We start from the raw sequence: 21521 nt of genomic DNA, 5'->3' as shown, positions 1-21521 counted from the left end.
GGATCACGGTAGGCGGACCCCGGCCGGCCGCGCGACGGTCCTCTCCGCCGCCGCGGGCGGCACGGCGGCCAGGCGGTGCCTGCGCCGGGGCAGGCCGAAGGTCGGGTGCGAGGTGGACCACAGCGACAACCGGAGGATGCCCGCCTTGATCCGGGCGGCCTTCCGGCCGCCCACGTACGCCGGCTTCGGCCGCGCCTCGCCGTCGACCGTCTGGAGGATCCCGTCCCGCCTGCCGAGGCTGATGTGGTTGCCCACGTACTGCAGCTTGGTGCTCCGGATGGTGCGGCCCGTCAGGCGTGTCACGATCGAGGCCACGGCCCGCATACCGGTGTAGCCGGCCGAGGCGCAGGACATCGGCAGCGGCCTGCCGTCGTCGCCGAGGGCGTGGGCGCTGTCGCCGACGGCGTAGACGTCCGGGTGCGAGACCGACCGCATGGCGTGGTCGACGACGATCCGGCCCTGCTCGGTGACCTCGAGCCCGCCGGCGGCCGCGAGCGGGCCGACCGCGAAGCCGGCCGCCCACACGGTCGCGTCGGACTCCAGCGCGGTGCCGTCCTCGCACAGCACCCGGGCCGCCTCGACGGCTTCGACGCGGGTGTGCTCCCGGACGGTGACGCCGAGCCGGTCGCAGGCCCGGCGCAGGTGGCCGCGCGCGCCGGGCGAGAGGGCGGCGCCGAGCTCGCCGCGAGCGATCAGCGTCACCGAGAGGCCGGGCCGGGACTCGGCGATCTCGGTGGCGGTCTCGATGCCCGTCAGCCCGTCGCCGACGACGACCACCCTGCCGCCTTCGCCGGGTCCGGCCAGGCCGTCCAGGCGCTCGCGCAGGCGCCGCGCCGCCGGACGGCCGGCGACGTCGAAGGCATGCTCGGCCACGCCGGGCACACCCTGGTCGGCGACGTGGCTGCCGAGCGCGTAGACCAGCGTGTCGTACGCGAGCTCCTCGCCGGTTTCGCCGTTTTCGCCGGCCTCGCCGTCGCCGGCGGCGTCGGCCACCGCGACGACCCGGCGCTCCGGCGCGACCGCGGTGACCCGGGCCAGGCGCAGCCGCACGCCCGTCCCCGCGAACACGTCGGCGAGCCGCGGCGCCTCGATCTCCTGGCCCGCCGCGAGCTGGTGCAGCCGCAGCCGCTGGACGAAGTCCGGCTCGGCGTTGACCACGGTGATCTCGGCATCCTCCGGTGACAGCCGACGGGCCAGGGCCCCGGCCACGAAGGCCCCGGCATAGCCGGCGCCGAGGACGACGATGCGGTGCTTCATAGGACGCTCCCGTCGGTCGGTTCGCTTGCTTCCGATGACCTGAGCGGAGCAGCACCCCGATTCCTGACAGGAACCGCGTGTGACGTGCGTCACCGACCGGCGAGGCCGTCGCTTCCGTGAGCGCGGGCGAAGAGCACACCCGGCTCAGGTGCCGGGGAGGATGCGGCGCGTCTCGTAGGCCCACATCGCGATCTCGACCCGGTTGCGGGCGCCGAGTTTGGCCATCAGGCTCGCCAGATGCGTCTTCACCGTGCTGAGGCTGATGTGCAGCGTGTCGGCGATCTCGGTGTTGGTCAGGCCGCGAGCGACGGCGAGGAGCACCTGCTCCTCGCGGGCGGTGACGGGGGAGACCGGCTGGGCCGCGGGCCGGCCGGCGGGCAGGTCGGCGAAGGCCTGGAGCAGACGGACGGTGACGCTGGGCGCGATGAGCGCCTCACCGTCGGACGCCGACCGTACGGCCTGCGCCAGAAGGTCCGGCCCCGTGTCCTTGAGGAGGAATCCGCGGGCGCCGGCACGCAGCGCCCCGTAGACGTACTCGTCGAGGTCGAACGTGGTGATGACGACCACGGCCAGCGGGTCGGCGACGCCCGGGCCGGCGACCAGCCGGGTGGCCTCGAGACCGTCGAGTACGGGCATGCGGATGTCGAACAGGCAGACGTCGGGGCGCAGTTCGCGGGCCAGACGCACCGCTTCCCGCCCGTCGGCGGCCTCGCCGATCACCTCGATGCCGGACTGGGCGTTCAGCATGATCCGCAACCCGGTGCGGATGATCGTCTGGTCGTCAGCGACGAGGACGCGAATCGACACCGCTCTCGCTCCTCGCTCTCGGCAGTTCGGCTTCCACGTGCCAGCCCCGGTCGGTACCCGGGCCGGCTCGTAGTGTGCCGCCGAGCAGCGTCGCGCGCTCGCGCAGTCCGGTAAGTCCGTATCCGTCGCGACCCCGTCCGGTGCGCCGGCCGTCGTCGCGCACGCTCACCCGTACCGTGTGCCGATCCGCGGCGACCCGGACGACGAGCTCGGTCGCGTCGACCGCATGGCGCAGCGCGTTGGTCACCGACTCCTGCACGATCCGGTAGACGGCCGCGTCCACGGCCGGGGGCAGCGCGTCCACTTCGCCGTCGAGCCCCAGGTCGACCCTGAGGCGGCCACCCGGGGTGCGCACCAGGCGCTCCAGATCCGCGACTCCGGCCGGGGGCGCCAGCTCGGCGCCGACCCCGCGGTCGCGCAGCGCGGCGACCATGGCACGCATCTCCTCCAGCGTGCGCGCTCCTTCCTCCTCGACCCCTTCCAGCGCCTCGACGGCGGCGGACGGGTCGGCGTCCGCGAGCACCCGGCCCGCCTGGGCGATGATCACCATGGCCGACACGTGGTGGGCCACCGTGTCGTGCAGTTCCCGGGCGAGCTGCTCGCGCTCGCGGGAACGCACCTGCTCCACCTGCCGCTCGCGCGCGGTCACCCGGAACCGCACGGCGGCCCCGATCACGCCGGGCAGCAGCAGGAAGACGAGGCCCACGACGTTCTCGAGGACCGGCGTCTCGTCCGTGACGGAACACAGCACGCCGGCCGCGAGGATCACCGCGGTGCCCAGCACGATCTCGCGTCCCGATCCCCACCGCGGCAGCGCGTACACGAGCACGAGCACGACCGCGCCGACGTACAGGCCGACGGGCTCACGCGGTGCGGCGACGAGCGAGGCCACCGGAAGCAGGACCACCGCGCCGAACGCCAGCGTCACCGTCGCCAGCGGGCGGGTCCGGCGCCACAGGAGCAGCAGGCACAGCCATACGGCGACCACCACCGCCACCGGCCGCCACACGACGTCCTCACGCAAGGTGGCCTCCAGCGCCACCCCGGCAAGGCCCGCGGCGAGCAGCGCCCAGTCCCGCCACACCCGGGCGGGCGCGTCAGGCGGCCGGGGTTCGGTCCACAGGGTTCGCAGGTCGTCTCGGAACACGGTTCTCAGCCTAGGGACCGCGGCGTGCCGCGCATCGGCCGAAAGTACGGGTCGTCACTCCGCCCCGGGGCCGACGGATCCGCGGCCCGCGGGCCGATGCCGCGCAGCGCCGCGGCGACGAACCTCTGCATCGGCGGCCGTACACGGACGGCCGACGAGGTGGTTGGAGGAACCGATGCTCTCGAAAGCCCTGTTGCGCCTGGGCGGGGCCGCTGCCCGCCATCCCTGGCGGGTGGTCGCGGCATGGCTGATCGCCGCCACGCTCGCCGTCCTCGCCGCCGTCGCCTTCGGCGGGCGGACCGCGGACTCGATGACGGCTCCCGGACTGGACTCCGAACGGGCCGCGGAACTGATCGAGCGGGCGGGCACCGGCCAGGAGGGGATGACCGCCCAAGTGGTCGTCACTCCCCTCGACGACGGTGCGACGTTCTTCGCTGACGACGGCGCGCGCACCGCTCTCACGCGGCTGCGGGCCGAGGTGCTGCGGCTGCCGCACGTGCTCGGCACGAGCGACCCGGCGGGGGCGCTCGACGCGGGCGGGGACACCGCCGTGCGCGGCGGCCTGGTCTCGGCCGACGGGCGGATCGCGGTCGTCCGGGTGCAGTACCCCGACCAGAGCCGGCTGTCGGCCGAAGACCTCCACGCCCTCGTCGGTCTCGGCGACCGGATGCGCGCCGAACTGCCCCTGCGCATCGAGATGGGCGGGAACCTCTTCTACGTCTTCTCCGACCCCGACGGCGGCGCGAGCGAGCTGATCGGCCTCCTCGCCGCGGCCGCGATCCTGTTCCTGGCGTTCGGTTCGCTCGTCGCCGCCGCGCTGCCGATCGGCATGGCGGTCTTCGGGCTGACCGTCGGGGTCGCCACGATGACGCTGCTGGCGGGAGTGACGGAGGTTCCGACCTTCGCACCGGTCCTGGGCAGCATGGTGGGGCTCGGAGTGGGCATCGACTACGCGCTGTTCGTGCTCGCCAGGCACCGGGAGTACCTCGCGTGCGGGCTCGATCCGCAGGCGGCGGCCGGGCGGGCGGTGGCGACGGCGGGGCGGCCGGTGGTCTTCGCCGGCGGCACCGTCGTCGTGTCGATCCTCGGTCTGGCGGTCGCGAACGTGCCGTTCATGACGGTGGGCGGGCTCGCCGTCTCGATCGTCGTCCTGACGATGGTGCTCGCGTCGGTGACGCTGCTGCCGGCCTTCCTCGGCGCCGCGGGCCCGCGCCTGGCCCGGGGCGGCCGGATCGGCCGGGCCCTGCAGAGCAGGAAGCCGGGCAGGCTCGCACGGCGGCGCCACCCGGCGGCGGGCGCCGCCCACGCCACCGGGTGGCGTCGCTGGATCGGGCACGTCAACCGGCACCCGGTGCCGTACGCGGTCGGCGCGGCGGTACTGCTGCTGACCGCGACGCTGCCCGTGCTCGGCCTGCGGGTCGGCCTGCCCGACGACGGCTCACTGCCTCCCAGCCGTACCGAGCGCCGGGCCTACGACCTCGTCGCCGAGGGGTTCGGCCCGGGCACCAACGGTCCCCTCGTCATCGCCGCGGACCCCGCCGGCGATCCGGGAGTGATGGACCGACTCGCCGGGGCGGTCGCGGCGGATCCGGGCATCGCGTCCGTCGCGCCGACGCACCTCGACCGGGCCACCGGCATCGCGACCCTCGTGGTGTTCCCGACCACCAGCCCTCAGGACGAGGCCACGGCCGACACCGTCGCCCGGCTGCGCACCGACGTGCTGCCCACGGCGATCGGGCAGGGCCCGGCCAGGGCCCACGTCGGCGGCGCCGCCGCGAGCCTGTCCGACGTGGGCCGCCGCACCAGCGAGCGCCTGCCGCTGCTCGTCGCCGCCGTCCTGGCGATGTCGTTCCTGCTGCTGATGCTGGTCTTCCGCTCGGTCCTCGTACCGCTCAAGGCGGTCCTGCTGAACCTCCTGAGCATCGGCGCGGCCTACGGCATCATGGTCGCGGTCTTCCAGTGGGGCTGGGCAGGCGCACTCGTCGGGCTGGAAGCGACCGTGCCGATCGTGTCGTTCATCCCGATGTTCCTCTTCGCCATCCTCTTCGGCCTGTCGATGGACTACGAGGTGTTCCTCCTCTCCCGCGTACGCGAGGAGTACCAGCGCACCGGCGACAACGGCACGGCGATCGTCGAGGGCCTCTCGGGCACCGCCCGGATCATCACCTCGGCCGCGCTCATCATGGTGGCGGTCTTCCTGTCCTTCGCCGTCGCCGAGGACCCTTCCACCAAGATGTTCGGACTCGGCCTGGCCACCGCGATCTTCATCGACGCCACGGTCGTCCGCATGGTGCTGGTGCCGGCGACCATGACCCTCCTCGGCCGGACCAACTGGTGGCTTCCGACGTGGCTGGACCGGATCCTTCCCCGCGGCCCGCTCGGCACCGACGACACCGCCGCGGCCTCCCCGGGGAGCGGCCTCGCGCCCACGGCTGGCTGACCGTTCGACCCGTCGGCCGGAGTGAGTTGGGCGACACCCGGGGACTGCTGATCGGACGCGCGAACCGTTGTAGGCTCCGAAGGACGCCCTTGACCTGCAGAAGCAGGCAGGGAGCAGACGAAATCGGGAGTTTCTTCATGCTTCGCACCATGTTCAAGTCGAAGATCCATCGCGCCACCGTCACGCAGGCCGACCTGCACTACGTCGGCTCCGTCACCGTCGACGCCGAGCTGATGGAAGCCGCCGACCTGCTGCCCGGCGAGTTGGTGCACATCGTGGACATCGACAACGGGGCACGGCTGGAGACGTACGTCATCGAGGGCGAGCGCGGCTCGGGTGTCATCGGGATCAACGGGGCCGCCGCGCATCTCGTGCATCCCGGAGACCTGGTCATCCTCATCAGCTACGGCCAGATGACGAGCGAGGAGGCGCGTGGCTTCGTGCCGCGCGTCGTGCATGTCGACGCGGACAACCGCATCGTGGAGCTCGGCGGCGACGCGTCGGCGCCCGTGCCCGGGAGCGACACGGTGCGGCCGCCGCACGCCGTGCCCGCCGCCCGCGGCTGAGCCGGGTCCGCGCGAGCAGCCGAGGGAGAGCCGTACATGGCCGAGCTGACCATCCGCGACGACCGGGAGAAGGGACGCCTGGAGGCGTTCGACGACGGCGACTACGCCGGTGTCGTCGTCTACTTCACGCTGTCCGAGGAACCGCACGCGCTCGTGGCCGTGCACACGGTGGTCGAGGCGACGCACGAGGGCAAGGGCGTCGCCGGGTCGCTGGTGCGCGAGTTCTACCGGATGGCGGCCGCCGAAGGCGTTCCCGTCGTGCCGCTCTGCCCGTACGCGGCGAAGTGGGCCGAGCGGCATCCCGACGAGGCCCCGGTGCCCGCGGACGAGGTCGTCCGGGCGGCCAAGCGCCAGCTCAAGGCCACGCCCGAACTCTGGTGAACGCCGGTGGCCCGGGCGGGCCACCCGAATGAATGGGCACCGCGAGCGGGGGCAGACGGACCGGTAGACGCTGGAACGGACCTGTCCCCGCACATCGGAGTACCTCATGACACAGCCCCCGGTCCCGGACCCGCTGCCCACACCCGGGCCGCCCGCGCCCGGACCGCCGTCCCCGGTGCCCCCGCCGGTTCCGCCGCCCGGCCCCGTACCGTCGCCGCAGCCCACGCCCGTACCGGATCCGGAGCCCCAGCCGCAGCCCGGCCCCGCCGGACTGTGACGAGCTGACGAACCCGGCCGGCGATCGGCCCGAAACCCTTGTCACGCATCGTTGCGCGCCCCTACCGTGGGCGACTGCCGATGCGTTCGAGGGGGGCCCATGGCCGTACGCGGGACACGCGGAAAACACCGCCGGTACCAGCCGAGCCGGATCAACCGGGCCTCGCTCACCGTCACCGCCGGCGGCGCCGGCATGGCCCTGCCGCTGATCGGGGCCGGTACGGCGCAGGCCGCCTCGCTGGACGTCTGGGAGAAACTCGCGTCCTGCGAGTCCTCGTCGAACTGGCAGATCAACACCGGCAACGGCTACTTCGGCGGCCTGCAGTTCAGCCAGTCCACCTGGGAGCGTTACGGCGGGACGCACTTCGCTCCGCGTGCCGACCTCGCCTCCAAGGACCAGCAGATCGCCGTCGCCGAGCGCGTGCTCAAGGGCCAGGGCCCGGGCGCCTGGCCGGCCTGCGCGCCCCGCGCCGGGCTGGAACGGGGCGGCCCGGCGGCCGGTCCCGCGCCGCAGACCGAGCGCGTCCGGCCGCTCGCGCAGACCGCGTTACCGGCCCAGCGCAGCGCGCCCGCCACTCCCACGACCGTCCCGGCCGTCCGCGAGATGTACACCGTCACGCCGGGCGACTCGCTGTCGAAGATCGCCCGCGACGAGCACGTCCAGGGCGGCTGGAAGCGGCTCTACGAGCGCAACCGCCAGGTCGTCGGCGGGGATCCCGACCTCATCCACCCCGGTCAGCGCCTCACCCTGCGGATGGCCGCGCCCGCGGCCGCGCCTGAGGCCCCCGCCAAGACCCAGCCGAAAGCCCCGCCCAAGGCGCAGCCGAAAGCCGAGCCCAAGGCCCAGCCGAAGACTCAGCCCAAGGCGCAGCCGAAGCCCGCCACGAAGCCCGTCGCCAAGGCTCCGGCGTCCAGGCCGCCGGCCCCGCCCGCCAAGCAGGCGGCCGCGAGGCCCGCCGCCAAGCCGGCCGCCAGGCCCGCGCCGAGGCCCGCGCCCGCCGCCGACCGCTTCACCTCGCCCGTCGCCGACACCGACGTCGGCACCCGCTACCGCGTCCAGGGCTCCTCCTGGTCCAGCGGGTATCACACGGGCGTCGACTTCCCCGTGCCCACCGGCACCTCCGTACGGGCCGTGGCCTCCGGCCGGGTCGTCTCCGCCGGCTGGGGCGGCGCGTACGGCTACCAGATCGTCATCCGGCACGAGGACGGCCGCTACAGCCAGTACGCGCATCTGTCCGCCCTCACCGTGCGGGAGGGCCAGCGGGTCGGCGCCGGCCAGCGGATCGCCCGGTCAGGATCGACCGGCAACACTTCGGGGCCGCATCTCCACTTCGAGATGCGCACGGGTCCCGGGTACGGCTCCGACATCGATCCCCTGGCCTACCTCAGGGCCCGCGGCGTCTCGATCTGATCCCGGCGCCGCCGGCCCCGATCCCGTCGACGGTCCCGTCGCCGGTTCGGGCGCAGACCCCGACGCCGGTCCCGGACCCGCCGCCGGCCCTGACGCCGACGGCGTGTCCTCCGGCCGGGCCAGCCGGTCCAGCGTGAGCCGGATCAGGCCGCCCGCCGCCACCGCGCCGCAGATCAGGGCCGCGACGGCGCCGGCCGTCCCGTACCGGAAGGACTCGCCGAACAGGGTCAGGCCGACGGTCGCGGCGATCACCGGGTTGACCACCGTCACCGTGGCCAGCGGGGCGGCGAGCCCCGCGCCCCGGTACGACGCCTGCGAGAGCAGCAGCCCGGTGACCGCGAACGCCGAGAGCACCAGCAGGCTCGGCCACTGGGCGAGCGGAGCGCCCGGCGCGAAGTCCACGGCCACGGTCTTGGTGAAGACCGACGCGATCCCGAAGGCGATGCCGGCCGCCGCGGCGAGCACCACACCGCGCAGCACCGAGCGGCCCACCAGGCGGGCCAGCGCGAAGAGCACCGCCACCGCGCCGAACGCGACGAGCGCCAGCATTCGGCGGTCGTCCGACGCGAGCGACTGGCTCCCCGTGCCACCGGTCAGGCTGAGCAGCCCGGCCAGGCCCGCGGTCGCCATGCCCGCGCCCCACCAGGCGCCGCGCCCGGCCCGGCGGCTCCCGAACAGCGCCGCCATCGGCAGCGCGCACACGATCGTCAGGGCGCCCAGCGGCTGGACCAGGCTGAGCGGCCCGTACGCGAGCGCCGCCACGTGCAGGGCCGCGCCGAGGCCGGTCAGCAGCACGGCGCCCCACCACGCGGGCCGGCGCAGCGGCGCGTAGGTCGGCCCGGAGGCCGAGGCCGCGACCCGCTCCTGCACGATCGCCGCGGCCGCGTAGGCGACCGCCGAGACCAGCGACAGGAGCACGGACAGCACGAGGGGACTCATACCTCCACGATCTCTCTTCCGGGCGTTCACGTCGTCGTACCTGGGAACGCGATCTCCCGTACAGCGGACGGAGTACGAGCGCCCCGCGTACACCTCGGGATGTACGCCTCCGCAGGTCAGGACGGGCGGAACGCGACCTTTCCGGCGCCCGGGCCGGACCGGGCGGCACGGCCGAGGCCTCGCGGAGCCGCTCATTCCGAGCCGCCCGGCCGCCGGAGCGGTCCACATTGGCCCGTAGCGTGTGCTCCCGGGGCCGACGGGCCCCGGACCGCGACGTACGGAAGGACACCGGGTGGATCTCGTCGAGAGCGCACGGATCGGCGGCTTCTTCGCCCTGCGCACCACCGCTCCCGGCCACGGGACCCACGCGCCCCTCGCCCGTCTCTACGCCGGTCACGACGGCCCGCTCACCGCCCGCGTCGACCGGGTCGCCGCCCGCCTCGGCGCACCCGAACGCCGGGTCGGCGCCTCCGTCGCCCATCTCGGCCTCGCCGCCCGCCTGTGGTCCACCGCCCTCGGCCCGGCCGCGCTGCACGGCCGCTTCCCCGACCTCGCGCCCGACACGCTGCACTGGGACGGCGCGGTCAGCTCTCCCGACGACCTGTGGTGGTCGGGCACCGAGGGCCGCCCGGGCACGGTCGCCGAGCTGCGCGCCGCCGTCCACGAGGCCCACCTCGTCCCGCTGCACGCCGCCTTCGCCCGCGACGGCCGGATCTCCCCGCGCCTGCTGTGGGGCAACGCCGGCTCCGCGCTCGCCGGTGCGCTGCGCGAACTGACCCGCTGGGCCCGCGCCCACGACCGCCCGGAGGTCGCCGAACGCGCCGCCGCACTGGTCCAGGGCCTCTTCGACCACCCGGACCTCGCGCGTACGGTCCGCGGCTCCGCCCTGCGCCGTACCAGCTGCTGCCTCTACTATCGCTGCCCGTCCGGAGGCCTGTGCGGCGACTGTGTGTTCGACCACGCTCCCGGCAAGGGTTTGGAGCGGCGGCCTCCCGCTCCGTAAAGTTGCGTCTTTGGAAACGCCTTCGCAGAGGCGGCCAGTGGTGACGGCACGAGCGATCGAGGAACGACGAAGGCCATGACGGTGACTGAAGAGACCCAGGACTACGGGCCGGGCATCGACCCCGAGCGCCTGGCCGTCTGCCTGAGCGTGCTCGACGAGCTCGACAAGCTGGAGGTCGACCACCCGGACGCGATCGCCGTCCGGCGGGCCACCGCCGGCATCTACCGCACCGTGAAGCAGCGCCGCCGCCAGGAGCGCCGGGCCGCCAAGACCGCCCACGACAAGGCGGTCACCGAGGCCACCGCGACCGGCTCCGCCCAGCGCATCGACGACGAGACCGAGGGCATCCTGCCCTCCTCGGTCACCGAGGCCGGGAACATCGCCGGCATACTCCAGCGGCCCCGCTCCTGCTACGTCTGCAAGACGCGGTACGTCGAGGTCGACTACTTCTACCACCAGCTCTGCCAGCCCTGCGCCGCCGAGAACCGGGCCCGCCGCGAGGCCCGCGCCGACCTCACCGGCAAGCGCGCCCTGCTCACCGGCGGCCGGGCCAAGATCGGCATGTACATCGCGCTGCGGCTGCTCCGCGACGGCGCGCACACCACCGTCACCACCCGCTTCCCCAAGGACGCCATCCGCCGCTTCACGGCCATGGAGGACTCGGCGGACTGGCTGCACCGCCTGGAGGTCGTGGGCATCGACCTGCGCGACCCGGCCCAGGCCGTGGCGCTCGCCGACCAGGTCGCCGAGGCCGGCCCGCTCGACATCCTGGTCAACAACGCGACGCAGACCGTGCGCCGCCTGCCCTCCGCGTACGCCGCCCTGGTCGAGGGCGAGAACGCCCCGCTGCCCGCCGGCGAGCTCCCGCCGCACCACGTCATCGGCGCCTTCGACTCCGGCGCCGTCGGCGAGCTCGGCGGCCCGGCCGCGCTGCCCGCCGGCGTGAGCGGTCTGGACGCCCAGCAGGTCGCGGACCTCGCCCTGGTCGCCGGCAACGCGAGCATCGAGCGCCACCACGCGGGCACCGCCATCGACGCGGGCGGCCTGGTGCCGGACGTGGTCGACACCAACACCTGGGTGCAGACCATCGAGCAGATCTCGCCGGTGGAGCTGCTCGAGACCCAGCTGTGCAACTACACGGCGCCGTTCATCCTGATCAGCAAGCTGCGGCCGGCGATGGCCGAGGCGGCGGCGAAGGCCGCGAGCAAGCGCGCGTACGTCGTCAACGTCTCCGCGATGGAGGGCGTCTTCAGCCGCGGCTACAAGGGCGCCGGTCACCCGAACACCAACGCCGCCAAGGCCGCGATCAACATGGTGACGCGGACCAGCGCGGAGGAGATGTTCCAGACCGACGGCATCCTCATGACCTCCGTCGACACCGGCTGGATCACCGACGAGCGTCCGCACTTCGACAAGCTGCGACTCGCCGAGGAGGGCTTCCACGCCCCGCTCGACCTGGTCGACGGCGCGGCCCGCGTCTACGACCCGATCGTGCGCGGCGAGCAGGGCGAGGACCTGTACGGCGTCTTCATGAAGGACTACGCGCCGGGCAAGTGGTAGGCGGTCGCGGCCCGCGCGTTTGATCGATGATCGGGCGTTGAGCTGGGAAAACGGGCCGCGAACGAGCCAAGAACGGGCCGCGAACGCGCCACTGTCACTCGAACGCGTCACACTTTCGTGCCCCATAGAGCACTTGGGCGCTCATCTGGTTAGTCTGATGTCCACGGTCGGCCACCGGGGTTTCACCGAACCCTCACGGCCGGCCCGGGGACAGGCCTGCCACCAAGGCCGCGGTCCCGCCCGGAGAAACGGCGCCACCGCGACCGAACGGCCCCCTGTCCCCTTGAACGCGACACAAAGGAGTGCGCGGTGACACCAGAACTGACCCAGCAGGAACAGCCCCCGGCCGAACGGACCGAGCGGACGCGCCGGTCCGGAGAGCTGGGAAGCCTCGAAGTGTGGGCCCGCTCGGCCCCGATCCGACTCGCCGGCTACGAGGACGACCTCGCCGAGCCGCACATCCTGCCCGGAATCGACTGAGTCGCGACTGTCGCTTCGCCCCGTGCCCCCGGCCGTTCCCACGGTCCGGGGGCACGGGCGTGTCAAGGGGCGTGTCCACGGGCGGGGCGGGACCGGTTCGCGGGGCCGGGCCGGCGTGGCCGGCCGCAGGGCTCCCCCAGCGGTCCCGGTCAGCGGTCCGGTCAGCGGTCCCGCCCCACGGGCTCCCGCAGCCGGATCGGCGGCATGTACTCGCGCAGCAGCGTGCGGTGCCACCAGGCGCCGGTCGTGCGCAGCTCGCGCCAGGTGGTGTACCGGTAGCGGTAGAGCCGGGCCCGCACATGCGTGGGCGGCGCGTCCGGGAACGGGTTGTGGCGCAGCAGCCGCAGGGTGTCCCGGTCGCCGGTGAGCAGCCGCTCGACGAAGGGCCCGAACCAGTCGCGGGCGTAGCCGGGCGACAGGGCCGCGAACCACATCAGCCAGTCGAGCCGCAGATGGTACGGGGCGAACTGGCGCGGCAGCCGGCGCGGGTCGCCGGGCTTGCCCTTGAAGCCGTACTCCCGCCACACCGTGCCCGGCCGCGGGTCCGGGTCGTCGGTGCCCTCGATCGCGATCTCGTCGCGCACCCGGCCGACCGTGCCGAAGGCGCCGTAGGTGTTGACCAGGTGGAGCGGGTCGAAGGAGCGGTTCATGGCCTGGCGGCGGGAGAGCAGGTTGCGCACCGGCCGCCGGCTGAGGAAGAGGATCAGGGCGGTGGCGGCGCACACCACGACCACGTACCACAGCGGGGCCTCGGGCTGCGGATGGTCGTCGCCGGCGAGGAGGGAGCCGTCGACCGCGGAGAGGGCGAGGACGATGGTGATCCAGTTCAGCCAGGCGAAGTTCCCGGAGAGCACCAGCCACAGCTGGGTCACGACCATCAGCCCGGCGGCCGCGGTCGCGATCGGCTGCGGCGTGAAGAGGAGGACGGGCACCCCGAGCTGGACGGCGTGGTTGGCCGCGCACTCGGCCTTGTGCAGCGGCTTCGGGAGGTGGTGGAAGAACCAGCTCAGCGGTCCGGGCATGGGCTGGGTCTCGTGGTGGTGGTACAGGCAGGTCAGGTCGCGCCAGCAGCGATCACCGCGGATCTTGATGAGCCCGGCGCCGAACTCGACCCGGAACAGCAGCCAGCGCAGCAGGAACAGGACGAGGACCGGCGGCCCGGTGTCGTCGTTGCCGAGCAGGACGGCGAGGAAGCCGGTCTCCAGGAGCAGCGACTCCCAGCCGAAGGAGTACCAGGTCTGCCCCACGTTCACGATCGACAGGTACAGCGCCCAGAGCACCAGCCACAGCAGCATCGAGACCGGCAGCGGCACCGCGTCGCCCACACCGGCCGCCATCGCGAGGGCGAGGCCCGCGCCACCCCACGCGACGGCCGCGAAGAGGCCGTCGGAGTAGCGCCACTGGAAGAGGCTGGGCGCCCGGCGGGCCGGGACCAGGCGCACGTACTCCGGCACCGGGAGCATCCCGCGCGCGCCGATGAGCGCCCGGAACTGCAGGGCCGCCGAGAGGAACGCGACGAGGTAGAGCCCGGCGAGCCCGCGCTGGAAGACGATCCGGCTCAGCCAGTAGTCGGGTGCGGTGAACCACTCCATCCGGCGCGTCCGGTGGCGGAGCTCAGCGCTTCTCGTCCTCGTCCGCCGAGCGTTCGCCCTCCGCCTGGGACGGTGTGGTCCGCTGGGTCATCGGGTGGATCTGCCGCTTCTGCGCGGTGTCGAGGTCCTCGTCGAGGCGCTCGCCCTCGGCCTGCGAGGGACTGGTGTACTCGTCGTACTGACTCTCGTACTGGCTCATGGCCGCCTCCTCAAGGCGCGTACGGATGAGTACAGAAGGAGCGTAACTCTCATCGGCCCGCGACGAGACCCGCCAGCGCGCGGCCGAGGCGGCGGGCGTAGGCGAGCTGGAGGGCCCGGACGACCGGCCCGCCGAGCCGGGTGTACCAGGCCGCGGCCCGGCTGAAGGCGGTGACGGTGAACCACACCGAGCCGTCCTCGTGCAGGTGGACGAGGAAGGACTCCTCGCCGCGCTCCGGGTGCCCGGCGAGGGTGCCGTAGGCGAAGCCGCTCTCCGTCTCGGTGTGCGAGGTCCAGATGACCTGGCAGGGCGCGGTGAAGCGGACCGGGCCGAGGCCCAGCGACACCTCGAGCGTCACGCCGGGCTCGGCGCGCTCCGCCGCGCTCGTCACCCGGGCGCCGGTCGCGCGGTGCATCGCCCAGGTGGTGACGGCGGCGCCGGCGGCCGCGAAGGCGTCGGGGCCGTGGCCGACGCGGGCGGTGTGGTGCAGATGGTGGTAGCCGGCGGCGGGCAGCGGCCCGGTGCGGGTGGCGCCGACCTCGGGGTAGTTCGGCCCGGCGGCGGGCGAAGCGGCGGTGTGGTCCGAGAGGCTGCGGATGAGGCGGGTCATGCCGGGAGCTCCGTCCGGTGGGTGAGGGTGGTGGCGGTATGAGGGCGGGTGACGGCGCGCGGGTCGGTGGCGGTACGAGGGCCGGTGCCGGCGCGCGCGGCGGTGCCGGTCCGTCGGGTGGTGCCGGTGCCGGTGCTGCTGCCGGTGCCGGTGCCGGTGCCGGTGTGCGGGTCCGTGGCGGCGGGTGCGGTACGGGACGGGGCCGGGCCCTCGACCGGCGGCCGCAGGCGGTGCCAGGCGAGCAGCGAGCAGAGCGCGAAGCCGAGCGCGTTGCCGAGGCCGTGGGTGGCGGCCATCCACGTCAGGCTCGGGTGCGGCAGCCCGGTGGCCTCACCGAGCGCCCAGCTGAGCGCGAGCAGCATGGTGGCGACCAGGACCGCGGCCGAGGTCCCGAGCAGGGCACGGGTGACCGGGTCGGGCGCGGTGGTCCGCAGCTCGCGCCAGGTGGTGAGGGCGACCGCCCACATGCCCGCGGTGAGGACGAGGGCGCCGGCGAGTTCGGCCCAGTCGTCGACGAAGTAGCCGAGCAGGACGAGCAGGGTGCCGAGCGGGACGCTGAGTGCCGCGAAGCGGGTGGCCCGGCCGCCGGCCGTGCGGCAGACGAGTCCGGCCACCAGGGCCGCGGCGAAGCCGGCGAAGTGGAAGTGGGGCACGGTGAGGGCGAGGATGCCGAGCTCGAAGCCGAACAGCTCCTTTCCGGCGCGTTCGGCGACCAGGGCCAGGCCCGCGACGGCCGGCGTCACCAGGGCGGTGAGCACCGCGATCTCGGCCGGTGCCAGGGAACGGGTGAGGGCGAGGCGGGCGGGCGCGTGGAGCGCGAGCGCCAGGGTGGCGAGGGCGTAGACGCCGGCAAGCGCCACGGCGAGCGGTGTGGCGCGGGGCAGCCAGAGAGAGACCGCTCCGGGTACGGCGAGCAGCGGCCAGGCCCGGCGCAGCAGGCGCAGGCCGGCCGGTTCGGGGCCGCCGACGAGCCGCAGCCCCGCCGGGACGACGAGCGTCATTCCCAGCGTCACGATCAGTCCGACGAGCACGGACATGGCACGGGCACCCCCTGTTGAACGCGTTCAAGCTTTCGTCGGGACGAGCGTAGAGCCTTCCTTGAACACGTTCAAGGGCGGGGTGGCCGTCCGTTACGGCACCGGATGGACGCCCCCTGATTGCGGCCCTGCGGCCCCTGCGGCAGACATGAAGGGACGACCCGGGGCGAGAGGTGGGAGACCCAGTGCGCGACGCATCCGGACGATGGCCCTCCACGCGGACCGGTGCCTGCGCGATCGCCGCGCTGGTCACGGCCCTGCTGATCTCCGGCTGCGGCGCCGGCGACCGCGGCGAACCCGGCGCGGAGCGGACCGCCGCCGCGACCCCGGCCCGTGAGGTGCTGCTCCAGCCCGCCACCGACCAGGGCCCGGCCCCCTTCACGCCGTCCACCGCCCTGGAGGGCGCTCCCGCCGTGCGGGGCGCGCCCGCCGCCACCGGCGTCACCGGCGCCGCCCCGGCCGGCCGCTCGCTCACCGGCGCCACACCCGGCCTCTACGGCGGCACCCTCGCCGTCGCCAGCTGCAACGTCGAGCAGCAGATCAACTACCTCACCGCGGACCAGAACAAGGCCCGCGCCTTCGCCAAGGCCGCCGGCATCCCCGAGAACAACCTCGCCCCGTGGCTCCGCGGCCTCACCCCGGTCCTGCTGCGCGCCGACACCCGCGTCACCAGCCACGGCTTCCAGGACGGCGGCGCCACCGTCTTCCAGTCCGTCCTCCAGGCGGGCACCGCCGTCCTCGTCGACCACTACGGCACCCCGCGCGTCCGCTGCGCCTGCGGCAACCCGCTGCGCACGCCGGCCGCCGCGCCCGGCGCCGGCCACGCCGGACAGCCCTGGGCCGGCTACCGGCCGGACCGGGTCGTCGTCATCACCCCGACCGCGAACGTCGTCACCAAGCTCGTGATCGCCGACGCCGCCGGCAACAGCTGGATCGAGCGCAGGACCGGCAGCGGCGGCGACGGGGACCGCAGGCCCGACGTCCTGCCGCCGTGCGATCCCGCCACCTGCGACCTCGTGGCCGCACCGCCCGCGCCGCTGCCGGACGGCCCGGCGGACCAGCCGCCCACCGGTCCCGCCAGCCCCGCCCGGCCGCACGAGGTGGCCCCGCCCGCCGACCCGGCGCCCCGCGATCCCGTCAGCCCGCCCGCGCCGGACGACAGCGCCGGCGTGCCCCTCCCCGACGGCCCGGCACCCGAGGCCCCCGCCGTACCGGACGGACCCGACGGCCCCGCCGTACCCGAGACGCCCGCCGTACCGGACGGGCCCGGCGAGCAGGTCCCGGCGCCCGAACCGCCGCCCTCATTCGACGACCTGTTCCCCGGCGACACCGCGCCCCGGCAGCCCGAGACCTTCGAAGGCTGACCCTTCCCGTGCCCGCGCGGACGTTGTTGCCAAGCTGTGCCGATCTTTCCCCGTGCGCGCGCCCGGAGGTGCGCCTAGCGTGGCCCTCATGAACGCGGGCAGACGGGGCGGGGAAGCGGCCGGGCAGTGCCGCTGCGAGGCGGAAGCGGGCTGCTGCTTCCTGCACGAGTTCGGCCGGGAGTTCCGGATGGGCAGTTTCGACTGGGACCTGCTCACCGGCCGGATGACCATGGACGAGGGCGCCCTGGACGTCTTCGACATGGACCCGGCCGACTACGACGGCTTCCCCGCGACCCTCGGCGTGCGCGTCCTGCCCGACGAGAGCCGCCGCCTCGACACCCTGGTCGCCCAGGCGCTCAAGGACGGCAGCGAGCGCTACGGCGCGTACTTCCGCATCCGCACCCGCGCCGGCGTCCAGCGCTGGACCCACACCCAGGGCCTGGTCCGCCGCGACGAGGACGGCCGCCCCTGCCGTATCGTCGGCATCGTCCGCGACGCCTCCGAGGAGCTGACCGAGTCCGCGGCCCGGCTCGGCCTCGACGAAGGGCGCCGCCAGCGCACCAGCGTCGTCGAGGGCATGACCGCAGCCCTCGCCCACGCCGGCACCGTCCAGGACATCATCGACCTGCTCAACGACTCCCAGGGCATGGAGCACTTCGGCGCCGCCAGCCTCGTCATGGGCCTCCTGGAGGCCGGGCGGATCCATCTGGTGGCCGAAGGACCCGACGGCGCGTTCGTGCCCGGCACCCGCTTCACCCGGGTGGACGAGCCGTACCCGATGAGCGAGGTCGTCCGCACCCTGCGGCCCCGCTTCATCGAGTCGCCCGAGGACTTCGCCGCCTCCTACCCGGTCCTGTGGCCCCACATCAGCGGGCTCGGCATCACCTCAGCCGTGTATCTCCCGCTCATCGCCCAGGCCCGCCCGATCGGCGCCCTCGGCCTGCTCTACAGCGACCGCACCGGCTTCAGCGCCGACGAGCGCAACCTGCTCGTCGCGCTCGGCAGCTCCATCGCCCAGAGCCTCCAGCGCGCCATGCTGTACGAGCAGGAGCACGACCTCGCCGAGGGCCTCCAGCAGGCCATGCTGCCCCGCCGCATCCCCGACGTGCCCGGCGCCCAGATAGCCGTCCGCTACCGCTCCGCCCGGCTCGGCCGGGACGTCGGCGGCGACTGGTACGACATCATCCCGCTGCCCGGCGGCCGGGTCGGCGCGATCATCGGCGACGTCCAGGGCCACGACACGCACGCCGCCGCCGTCATGGGACAGCTGCGGATCGTGCTGCGCGCCTACGCCGCCGAGGGCCACACCCCGGCGACCGTCATGGCCCGCGCCTCCGTCTTCCTGCACGAGCTCGACACCGACCGCTTCGCCACCTGCACCTACGCGGAGACCGACCCGGCCACCGGCCTCGTCCAGATCGTCCGCGCCGGACACGTCGACCCGCTCGTCCGCCACCCCGACGGCAGCGCGCACCGCGTCCCCGTCGAAGGAGGCCTCCCGCTCGGCCTGTCCGCCGAGTTCGGCCGCCTCGACTACCCGGTCACCACCGTGGAGCTCGACCCGGGCCACACCCTCATGCTCTACACCGACGGTCTCGTCGAGAAGCCCGGCGCCGACCTCGACGAAGGGCTCGAATGGCTCTCCTCGCTGGTCAGACACGGACCCCGGGACCTCGGGCCGCTCGCCGACCACCTGTGCGAGGTCGTCGGCGACCGCGGCGGCGAGGACGACGTGGCGATCCTGCTGCTGCGCCGCGAGGGCGCCCACCCGCCGCAGCCCGGCGGCCGCCTCCAGCAGCACGTGGGCCAGAACGACCCCGAGGCGCTCAGCTCGGCCCGGCACATGATCCGCGCCGCCGTGCGCGCCTGGGGCGCGGCCGCCCGCTCCGACGAGATCGAGCTCGTCGCCGACGAACTCATGACCAACGCCCTGATGCACACCGACGGCGGCGCCGTCGTGACCCTGCGCATGCTGGCCGGACCCGAACGCCGCCTCCGCGTCGAGGTCGAGGACCGCTCCAGCGCGCTGCCGCGCCGCCGCGAGGCCGGCGAGTCCGGCGTCTCGGGCCGCGGCCTGCTGCTCGTGGACCGCATCTCCGACGTGTGGGGCGTCGAGCCGCGCGGCGGCGGCAAGTGCGTGTGGTGCGAGTTCGTCACCCGGGAGAGCGAGGAGGAGAAGGTGTACGAGCAGCTGGAGCACCACGAGGCCTACGAGGCCTACGAGGCGCTCGGCGGCTTCGAGGCGTACGAGAGGCGCCCCTGACGCGGTTGCGGCAGGGTGGGGACATGCCCGAGCTGCCCGAGGTCGAAGCCCTCCGAGACTTCCTCGACGACCGTCTCGTGGGCAAGGAGATCGCCCGCGTGCTGCCCGTCGCGATCAGCGTCCTCAAGACCTACGATCCGCCGCTCGGCGCGCTCGACGGCGCCCGGGTCACCGGCATCGCCCGGCACGGCAAGTTCCTCGACATCGCCACCGAGGGCCCGGCCGGCACCCTCCACCTGCTCGCGCACCTCGCCCGGGCCGGCTGGCTCCAGTGGAAGGACGTGCTGCCCTCCGGGCCGCCGCGGCCCGGCAAGGGCCCGCTGGCGCTGCGGGTCGCGCTCACCGGCGGCGACGGCTTCGACCTCACCGAGGCCGGCACCACCAAGCGCCTCGCCGTCCACCTCGTCCGCGCGCCCGAGGACGTGCCGGGCGTCGCCCGCCTCGGACCCGACCCGCTCGCCGACGACTTCGACCTCGCCGCCTTCACCGCCCTGCTCTCCGGCGAACGGCGCCAGCTCAAGGGCGCCCTGCGCGACCAGAGCCTCATCGCCGGCATCGGCAACGCCTACAGCGACGAGATCCTGCACGCCGCGAAGATGTCGCCGTTCAAACCCACCCAGAACCTCACACCCGACGAGACCGCCACCCTCTACACCGCTCTGCGCACCACCCTGGCCGAGGCCGTCGAACGCTCCCACGGCCTCGCCGCCGGCAAGCTGAAGGCCGAGAAGAAGAGCGGCCTGCGCGTCCACGGCCGCACCGGCGAACCCTGCCCGGTCTGCGGCGACACCATCCGCGAGGTCTCCTTCAGCGACTCCTCCCTCCAGTACTGCCCCACCTGCCAGACCGGCGGCAAACCGCTCGCCGACCGGCGCCTGTCGAAACTCCTCAAATAGACTCCGCCGCATGCTGCGCGTACTGGCCGTCGACGACGAGGCGCCGGCCCTCGGGGAACTGCTCTACCTGCTGCGGGCCGACCCGCGGGTCCGCAGCGCCGAGGGCGCGGGCGACGCCACCGAGGCACTGCGCAGGATCGGGCGCGCCCTCGAGGCCGGAGCCGGCGCCGGCCCGGGCGCGGACGGCGCCGGAGGCATCGACGTCGTCTTCCTCGACATCCACATGCCCGGCCTCGGCGGGCTCGAACTGGCCCGGCTGCTCGGCGGCTTCGCCCGCCCGCCGCTGATCGTGTTCGTCACCGCCCACGAGGGCTTCGCCGTCCAGGCCTTCGACCTGGAGGCCGTCGACTACGTGCTCAAGCCGGTGCGCCGCGAACGCCTCGCCGAGGCCGTCCGCCGCGTCCACGACCTGGTGCGGGCCGGCGCCCCGGCGGCCTCCTCCGCGCCCGCGCCCGTGCCGGCGCCCGCGCCCGCTCCCGAGCAGATCCCGGTCGAACTCGGCGGCGTCACCCGCTTCGTGTCCGTCGACGACATCGCCTACGTGGAGGCGCACGGCGACTACGCCCGCCTGCACACCGACCACGGCAGCCACCTCGTCCGCATCCCGCTGTCCACCCTGGAGGAGCGGTGGGCCGCCCGCGGCTTCGTCCGCATCCACCGCAGCCACCTCGTCGCCCTCGCCCGCATCGACGAACTCCGCCTCGACGCGGGCGCCACCTCCGTCCGCGTCGGCAGCACCGAACTCGCCGTCTCCCGACGCCACGCCCGCCACCTGCGCGACCTGCTGATGCGCCGCGCGGGCGGCTGACCGGCGACCCCTACCGGGCCGGGAGCCCGTCCGCGTACACTCCACGGGCCCACCAGCCCGTGAGAGAGCGGACGCCGATGTCCGAACACCACCCGCCCCACGCCTCCGGCCGGGGCGACCTCCGGCGCCGGCCCCGGCGCGAGACCGTCACCCACGCCTCGGCCGTGGCCGCCGCGGGCGTGCCCGGGCCGCGCCCGCACCACGCGCCCGCGCGTTCCGAGATCAGCGAGCAGACCACCCTCGGGCACACCTACGTCCGCTCCCTGATGCGCAGCCAGCTGCGCGCCGCCCTCACCGGCCTCGGGGCGCTCGTGCTGCTCGTCGGCTCGCTGCCGCTGCTGCTCGCCCTGCCCGCTCCCGAGGCCGCCGTGTGGATCACGCTCGGGGTCGGCGTGCACCCGGTCGTATGGGCCGTCGCCCACTGGTACGTCCGGCGCGCCGAGCGCAACGAACGCGACTTCACCGGTCTCGTGGAGCGGTGAACA

The 21521-nt window shown here is 74.3% G+C and carries 19 protein-coding genes and 1 pseudogene; 12 read left to right on the top strand and 8 right to left on the bottom strand.

The window, feature by feature from the left end; all coding sequences use genetic code 11:
* Nucleotides 1-3: 3 nt before the first annotated feature.
* From ACIGO8_RS06795 to ACIGO8_RS06785, 3 genes are all read right to left on the bottom strand, one after another.
* The gene (locus ACIGO8_RS06795; RefSeq protein ID WP_399724969.1) at nucleotides 4-1257 is read right to left on the bottom strand and encodes an NAD(P)/FAD-dependent oxidoreductase; all 1254 of its coding nucleotides are present in this window, start codon (nucleotides 1255-1257) and stop codon (nucleotides 4-6) included.
* A gap of 144 nt (nucleotides 1258-1401) precedes the next feature.
* The gene (locus ACIGO8_RS06790; protein ID WP_399724966.1) at nucleotides 1402-2064 is read right to left on the bottom strand and encodes a response regulator; all 663 of its coding nucleotides are present in this window, start codon (nucleotides 2062-2064) and stop codon (nucleotides 1402-1404) included.
* Entirely contained in the window at nucleotides 2039-3211 is a 1173-nt protein-coding gene (locus ACIGO8_RS06785; RefSeq protein ID WP_399724963.1) for a sensor histidine kinase, read from the bottom strand. Before ACIGO8_RS06785 ends, ACIGO8_RS06790 begins: the two co-directional genes overlap by 26 nt.
* 175 nt (nucleotides 3212-3386) lie before the next feature.
* Here ACIGO8_RS06785 and ACIGO8_RS06780 point away from each other — a divergent pair, with 175 nt between their 5' ends.
* The 4 genes from ACIGO8_RS06780 (at nucleotide 3387) to ACIGO8_RS06765 (ending at nucleotide 8285) form a co-directional block, all read left to right on the top strand.
* Nucleotides 3387-5651: an MMPL family transporter gene (locus ACIGO8_RS06780; protein WP_399724960.1), complete on the top strand. Its 2265-nt coding sequence runs from the start codon at nucleotides 3387-3389 to the stop codon at nucleotides 5649-5651.
* A 137-nt stretch (nucleotides 5652-5788) separates the two neighbouring features.
* Nucleotides 5789-6217 carry an aspartate 1-decarboxylase gene (panD, locus tag ACIGO8_RS06775; RefSeq protein WP_399724957.1) on the top strand — a complete coding sequence of 143 codons (429 nt, stop codon included), beginning with the start codon at nucleotides 5789-5791 and terminating at the stop codon, nucleotides 6215-6217.
* Between the two features lie 36 nt (nucleotides 6218-6253).
* On the top strand, nucleotides 6254-6598 hold the full coding sequence (locus ACIGO8_RS06770; protein WP_399724954.1) for a GNAT family N-acetyltransferase: 345 nt from the start codon (nucleotides 6254-6256) through the stop codon (nucleotides 6596-6598).
* Between the two features lie 376 nt (nucleotides 6599-6974).
* Nucleotides 6975-8285, top strand: a complete 1311-nt coding sequence (locus ACIGO8_RS06765; protein ID WP_399724952.1) for a transglycosylase family protein — start codon at nucleotides 6975-6977, stop codon at nucleotides 8283-8285.
* On the opposite strand, the gene ACIGO8_RS06760 is transcribed toward ACIGO8_RS06765, so the two are convergent.
* Nucleotides 8166-9224 carry a DMT family transporter gene (locus ACIGO8_RS06760; RefSeq protein WP_399724949.1) on the bottom strand — a complete coding sequence of 353 codons (1059 nt, stop codon included), beginning with the start codon at nucleotides 9222-9224 and terminating at the stop codon, nucleotides 8166-8168. The genes ACIGO8_RS06765 and ACIGO8_RS06760 overlap by 120 nt on opposite strands.
* A 292-nt stretch (nucleotides 9225-9516) precedes the next feature.
* On the opposite strand from ACIGO8_RS06760, the gene ACIGO8_RS06755 reads away from it, so the two are divergent.
* The 3 genes from ACIGO8_RS06755 to ACIGO8_RS06745 all read left to right on the top strand — a co-directional run bounded on the left by ACIGO8_RS06755 (nucleotide 9517) and on the right by ACIGO8_RS06745 (nucleotide 12267).
* Entirely contained in the window at nucleotides 9517-10227 is a 711-nt protein-coding gene (locus tag ACIGO8_RS06755; RefSeq protein WP_399724946.1) for an IucA/IucC family C-terminal-domain containing protein, read from the top strand.
* 75 nt (nucleotides 10228-10302) lie between these two features.
* A complete protein-coding gene (locus tag ACIGO8_RS06750) occupies nucleotides 10303-11787 on the top strand; it encodes an SDR family NAD(P)-dependent oxidoreductase (protein WP_399724943.1) in 1485 nt (494 codons plus the stop codon).
* 309 nt (nucleotides 11788-12096) lie between these two features.
* Nucleotides 12097-12267: a hypothetical protein gene (locus ACIGO8_RS06745; RefSeq protein WP_399724940.1), complete on the top strand. Its 171-nt coding sequence runs from the start codon at nucleotides 12097-12099 to the stop codon at nucleotides 12265-12267.
* Between the two features lie 161 nt (nucleotides 12268-12428).
* Here ACIGO8_RS06745 and ACIGO8_RS06740 read toward each other — a convergent pair whose 3' ends face one another.
* The 4 genes and pseudogenes from ACIGO8_RS06740 to ACIGO8_RS06725 all read right to left on the bottom strand — a co-directional run.
* A complete protein-coding gene (locus ACIGO8_RS06740) occupies nucleotides 12429-13859 on the bottom strand; it encodes a lipase maturation factor family protein (protein WP_399724937.1) in 1431 nt (476 codons plus the stop codon).
* A gap of 22 nt (nucleotides 13860-13881) precedes the next feature.
* A complete protein-coding gene (locus ACIGO8_RS06735) occupies nucleotides 13882-14058 on the bottom strand; it encodes a hypothetical protein (RefSeq protein WP_399724934.1) in 177 nt (58 codons plus the stop codon).
* Between the two features lie 49 nt (nucleotides 14059-14107).
* Nucleotides 14108-14668, bottom strand: coding sequence for a DUF1990 family protein (locus ACIGO8_RS06730; protein ID WP_399724930.1), 561 nt, complete (start codon nucleotides 14666-14668; stop codon nucleotides 14108-14110).
* A gap of 221 nt (nucleotides 14669-14889) precedes the next feature.
* Nucleotides 14890-15705, bottom strand: a pseudogene (locus ACIGO8_RS06725) (YndJ family protein); the annotation flags it as partial.
* A gap of 185 nt (nucleotides 15706-15890) precedes the next feature.
* On the opposite strand from ACIGO8_RS06725, the gene ACIGO8_RS06720 reads away from it, so the two are divergent.
* The 5 genes from ACIGO8_RS06720 to ACIGO8_RS06700 all read left to right on the top strand — a co-directional run bounded on the left by ACIGO8_RS06720 (nucleotide 15891) and on the right by ACIGO8_RS06700 (nucleotide 21518).
* Complete coding sequence (locus ACIGO8_RS06720; RefSeq protein WP_399724927.1) at nucleotides 15891-17069, top strand: DUF6777 domain-containing protein; 1179 nt, start codon at nucleotides 15891-15893, stop codon at nucleotides 17067-17069.
* 88 nt (nucleotides 17070-17157) lie between these two features.
* Complete coding sequence (locus ACIGO8_RS06715) at nucleotides 17158-19332, top strand: SpoIIE family protein phosphatase (protein ID WP_399724924.1); 2175 nt, start codon at nucleotides 17158-17160, stop codon at nucleotides 19330-19332.
* A 23-nt stretch (nucleotides 19333-19355) separates the two neighbouring features.
* Nucleotides 19356-20228, top strand: a complete 873-nt coding sequence (locus ACIGO8_RS06710; RefSeq protein ID WP_399724921.1) for an Fpg/Nei family DNA glycosylase — start codon at nucleotides 19356-19358, stop codon at nucleotides 20226-20228.
* A 10-nt stretch (nucleotides 20229-20238) separates the two neighbouring features.
* Nucleotides 20239-21036 (top strand): LytR/AlgR family response regulator transcription factor, encoded by a 798-nt coding sequence (locus ACIGO8_RS06705; RefSeq protein ID WP_399724918.1) that lies wholly within the window; start codon nucleotides 20239-20241, stop codon nucleotides 21034-21036.
* A gap of 77 nt (nucleotides 21037-21113) precedes the next feature.
* Nucleotides 21114-21518 (top strand): hypothetical protein, encoded by a 405-nt coding sequence (locus ACIGO8_RS06700; protein ID WP_399724915.1) that lies wholly within the window; start codon nucleotides 21114-21116, stop codon nucleotides 21516-21518.
* Nucleotides 21519-21521 lie beyond the last annotated feature (3 nt).

The sequence above is a fragment of the Streptomyces sp. NPDC053493 genome, assembly GCF_044544825.1.
Classification (GTDB): domain Bacteria; phylum Actinomycetota; class Actinomycetes; order Streptomycetales; family Streptomycetaceae; genus Streptomyces.
The sequence above is the reverse complement of the archived record's forward strand: the minus strand, read 5'-3'. Positions and strand labels throughout refer to the sequence as shown.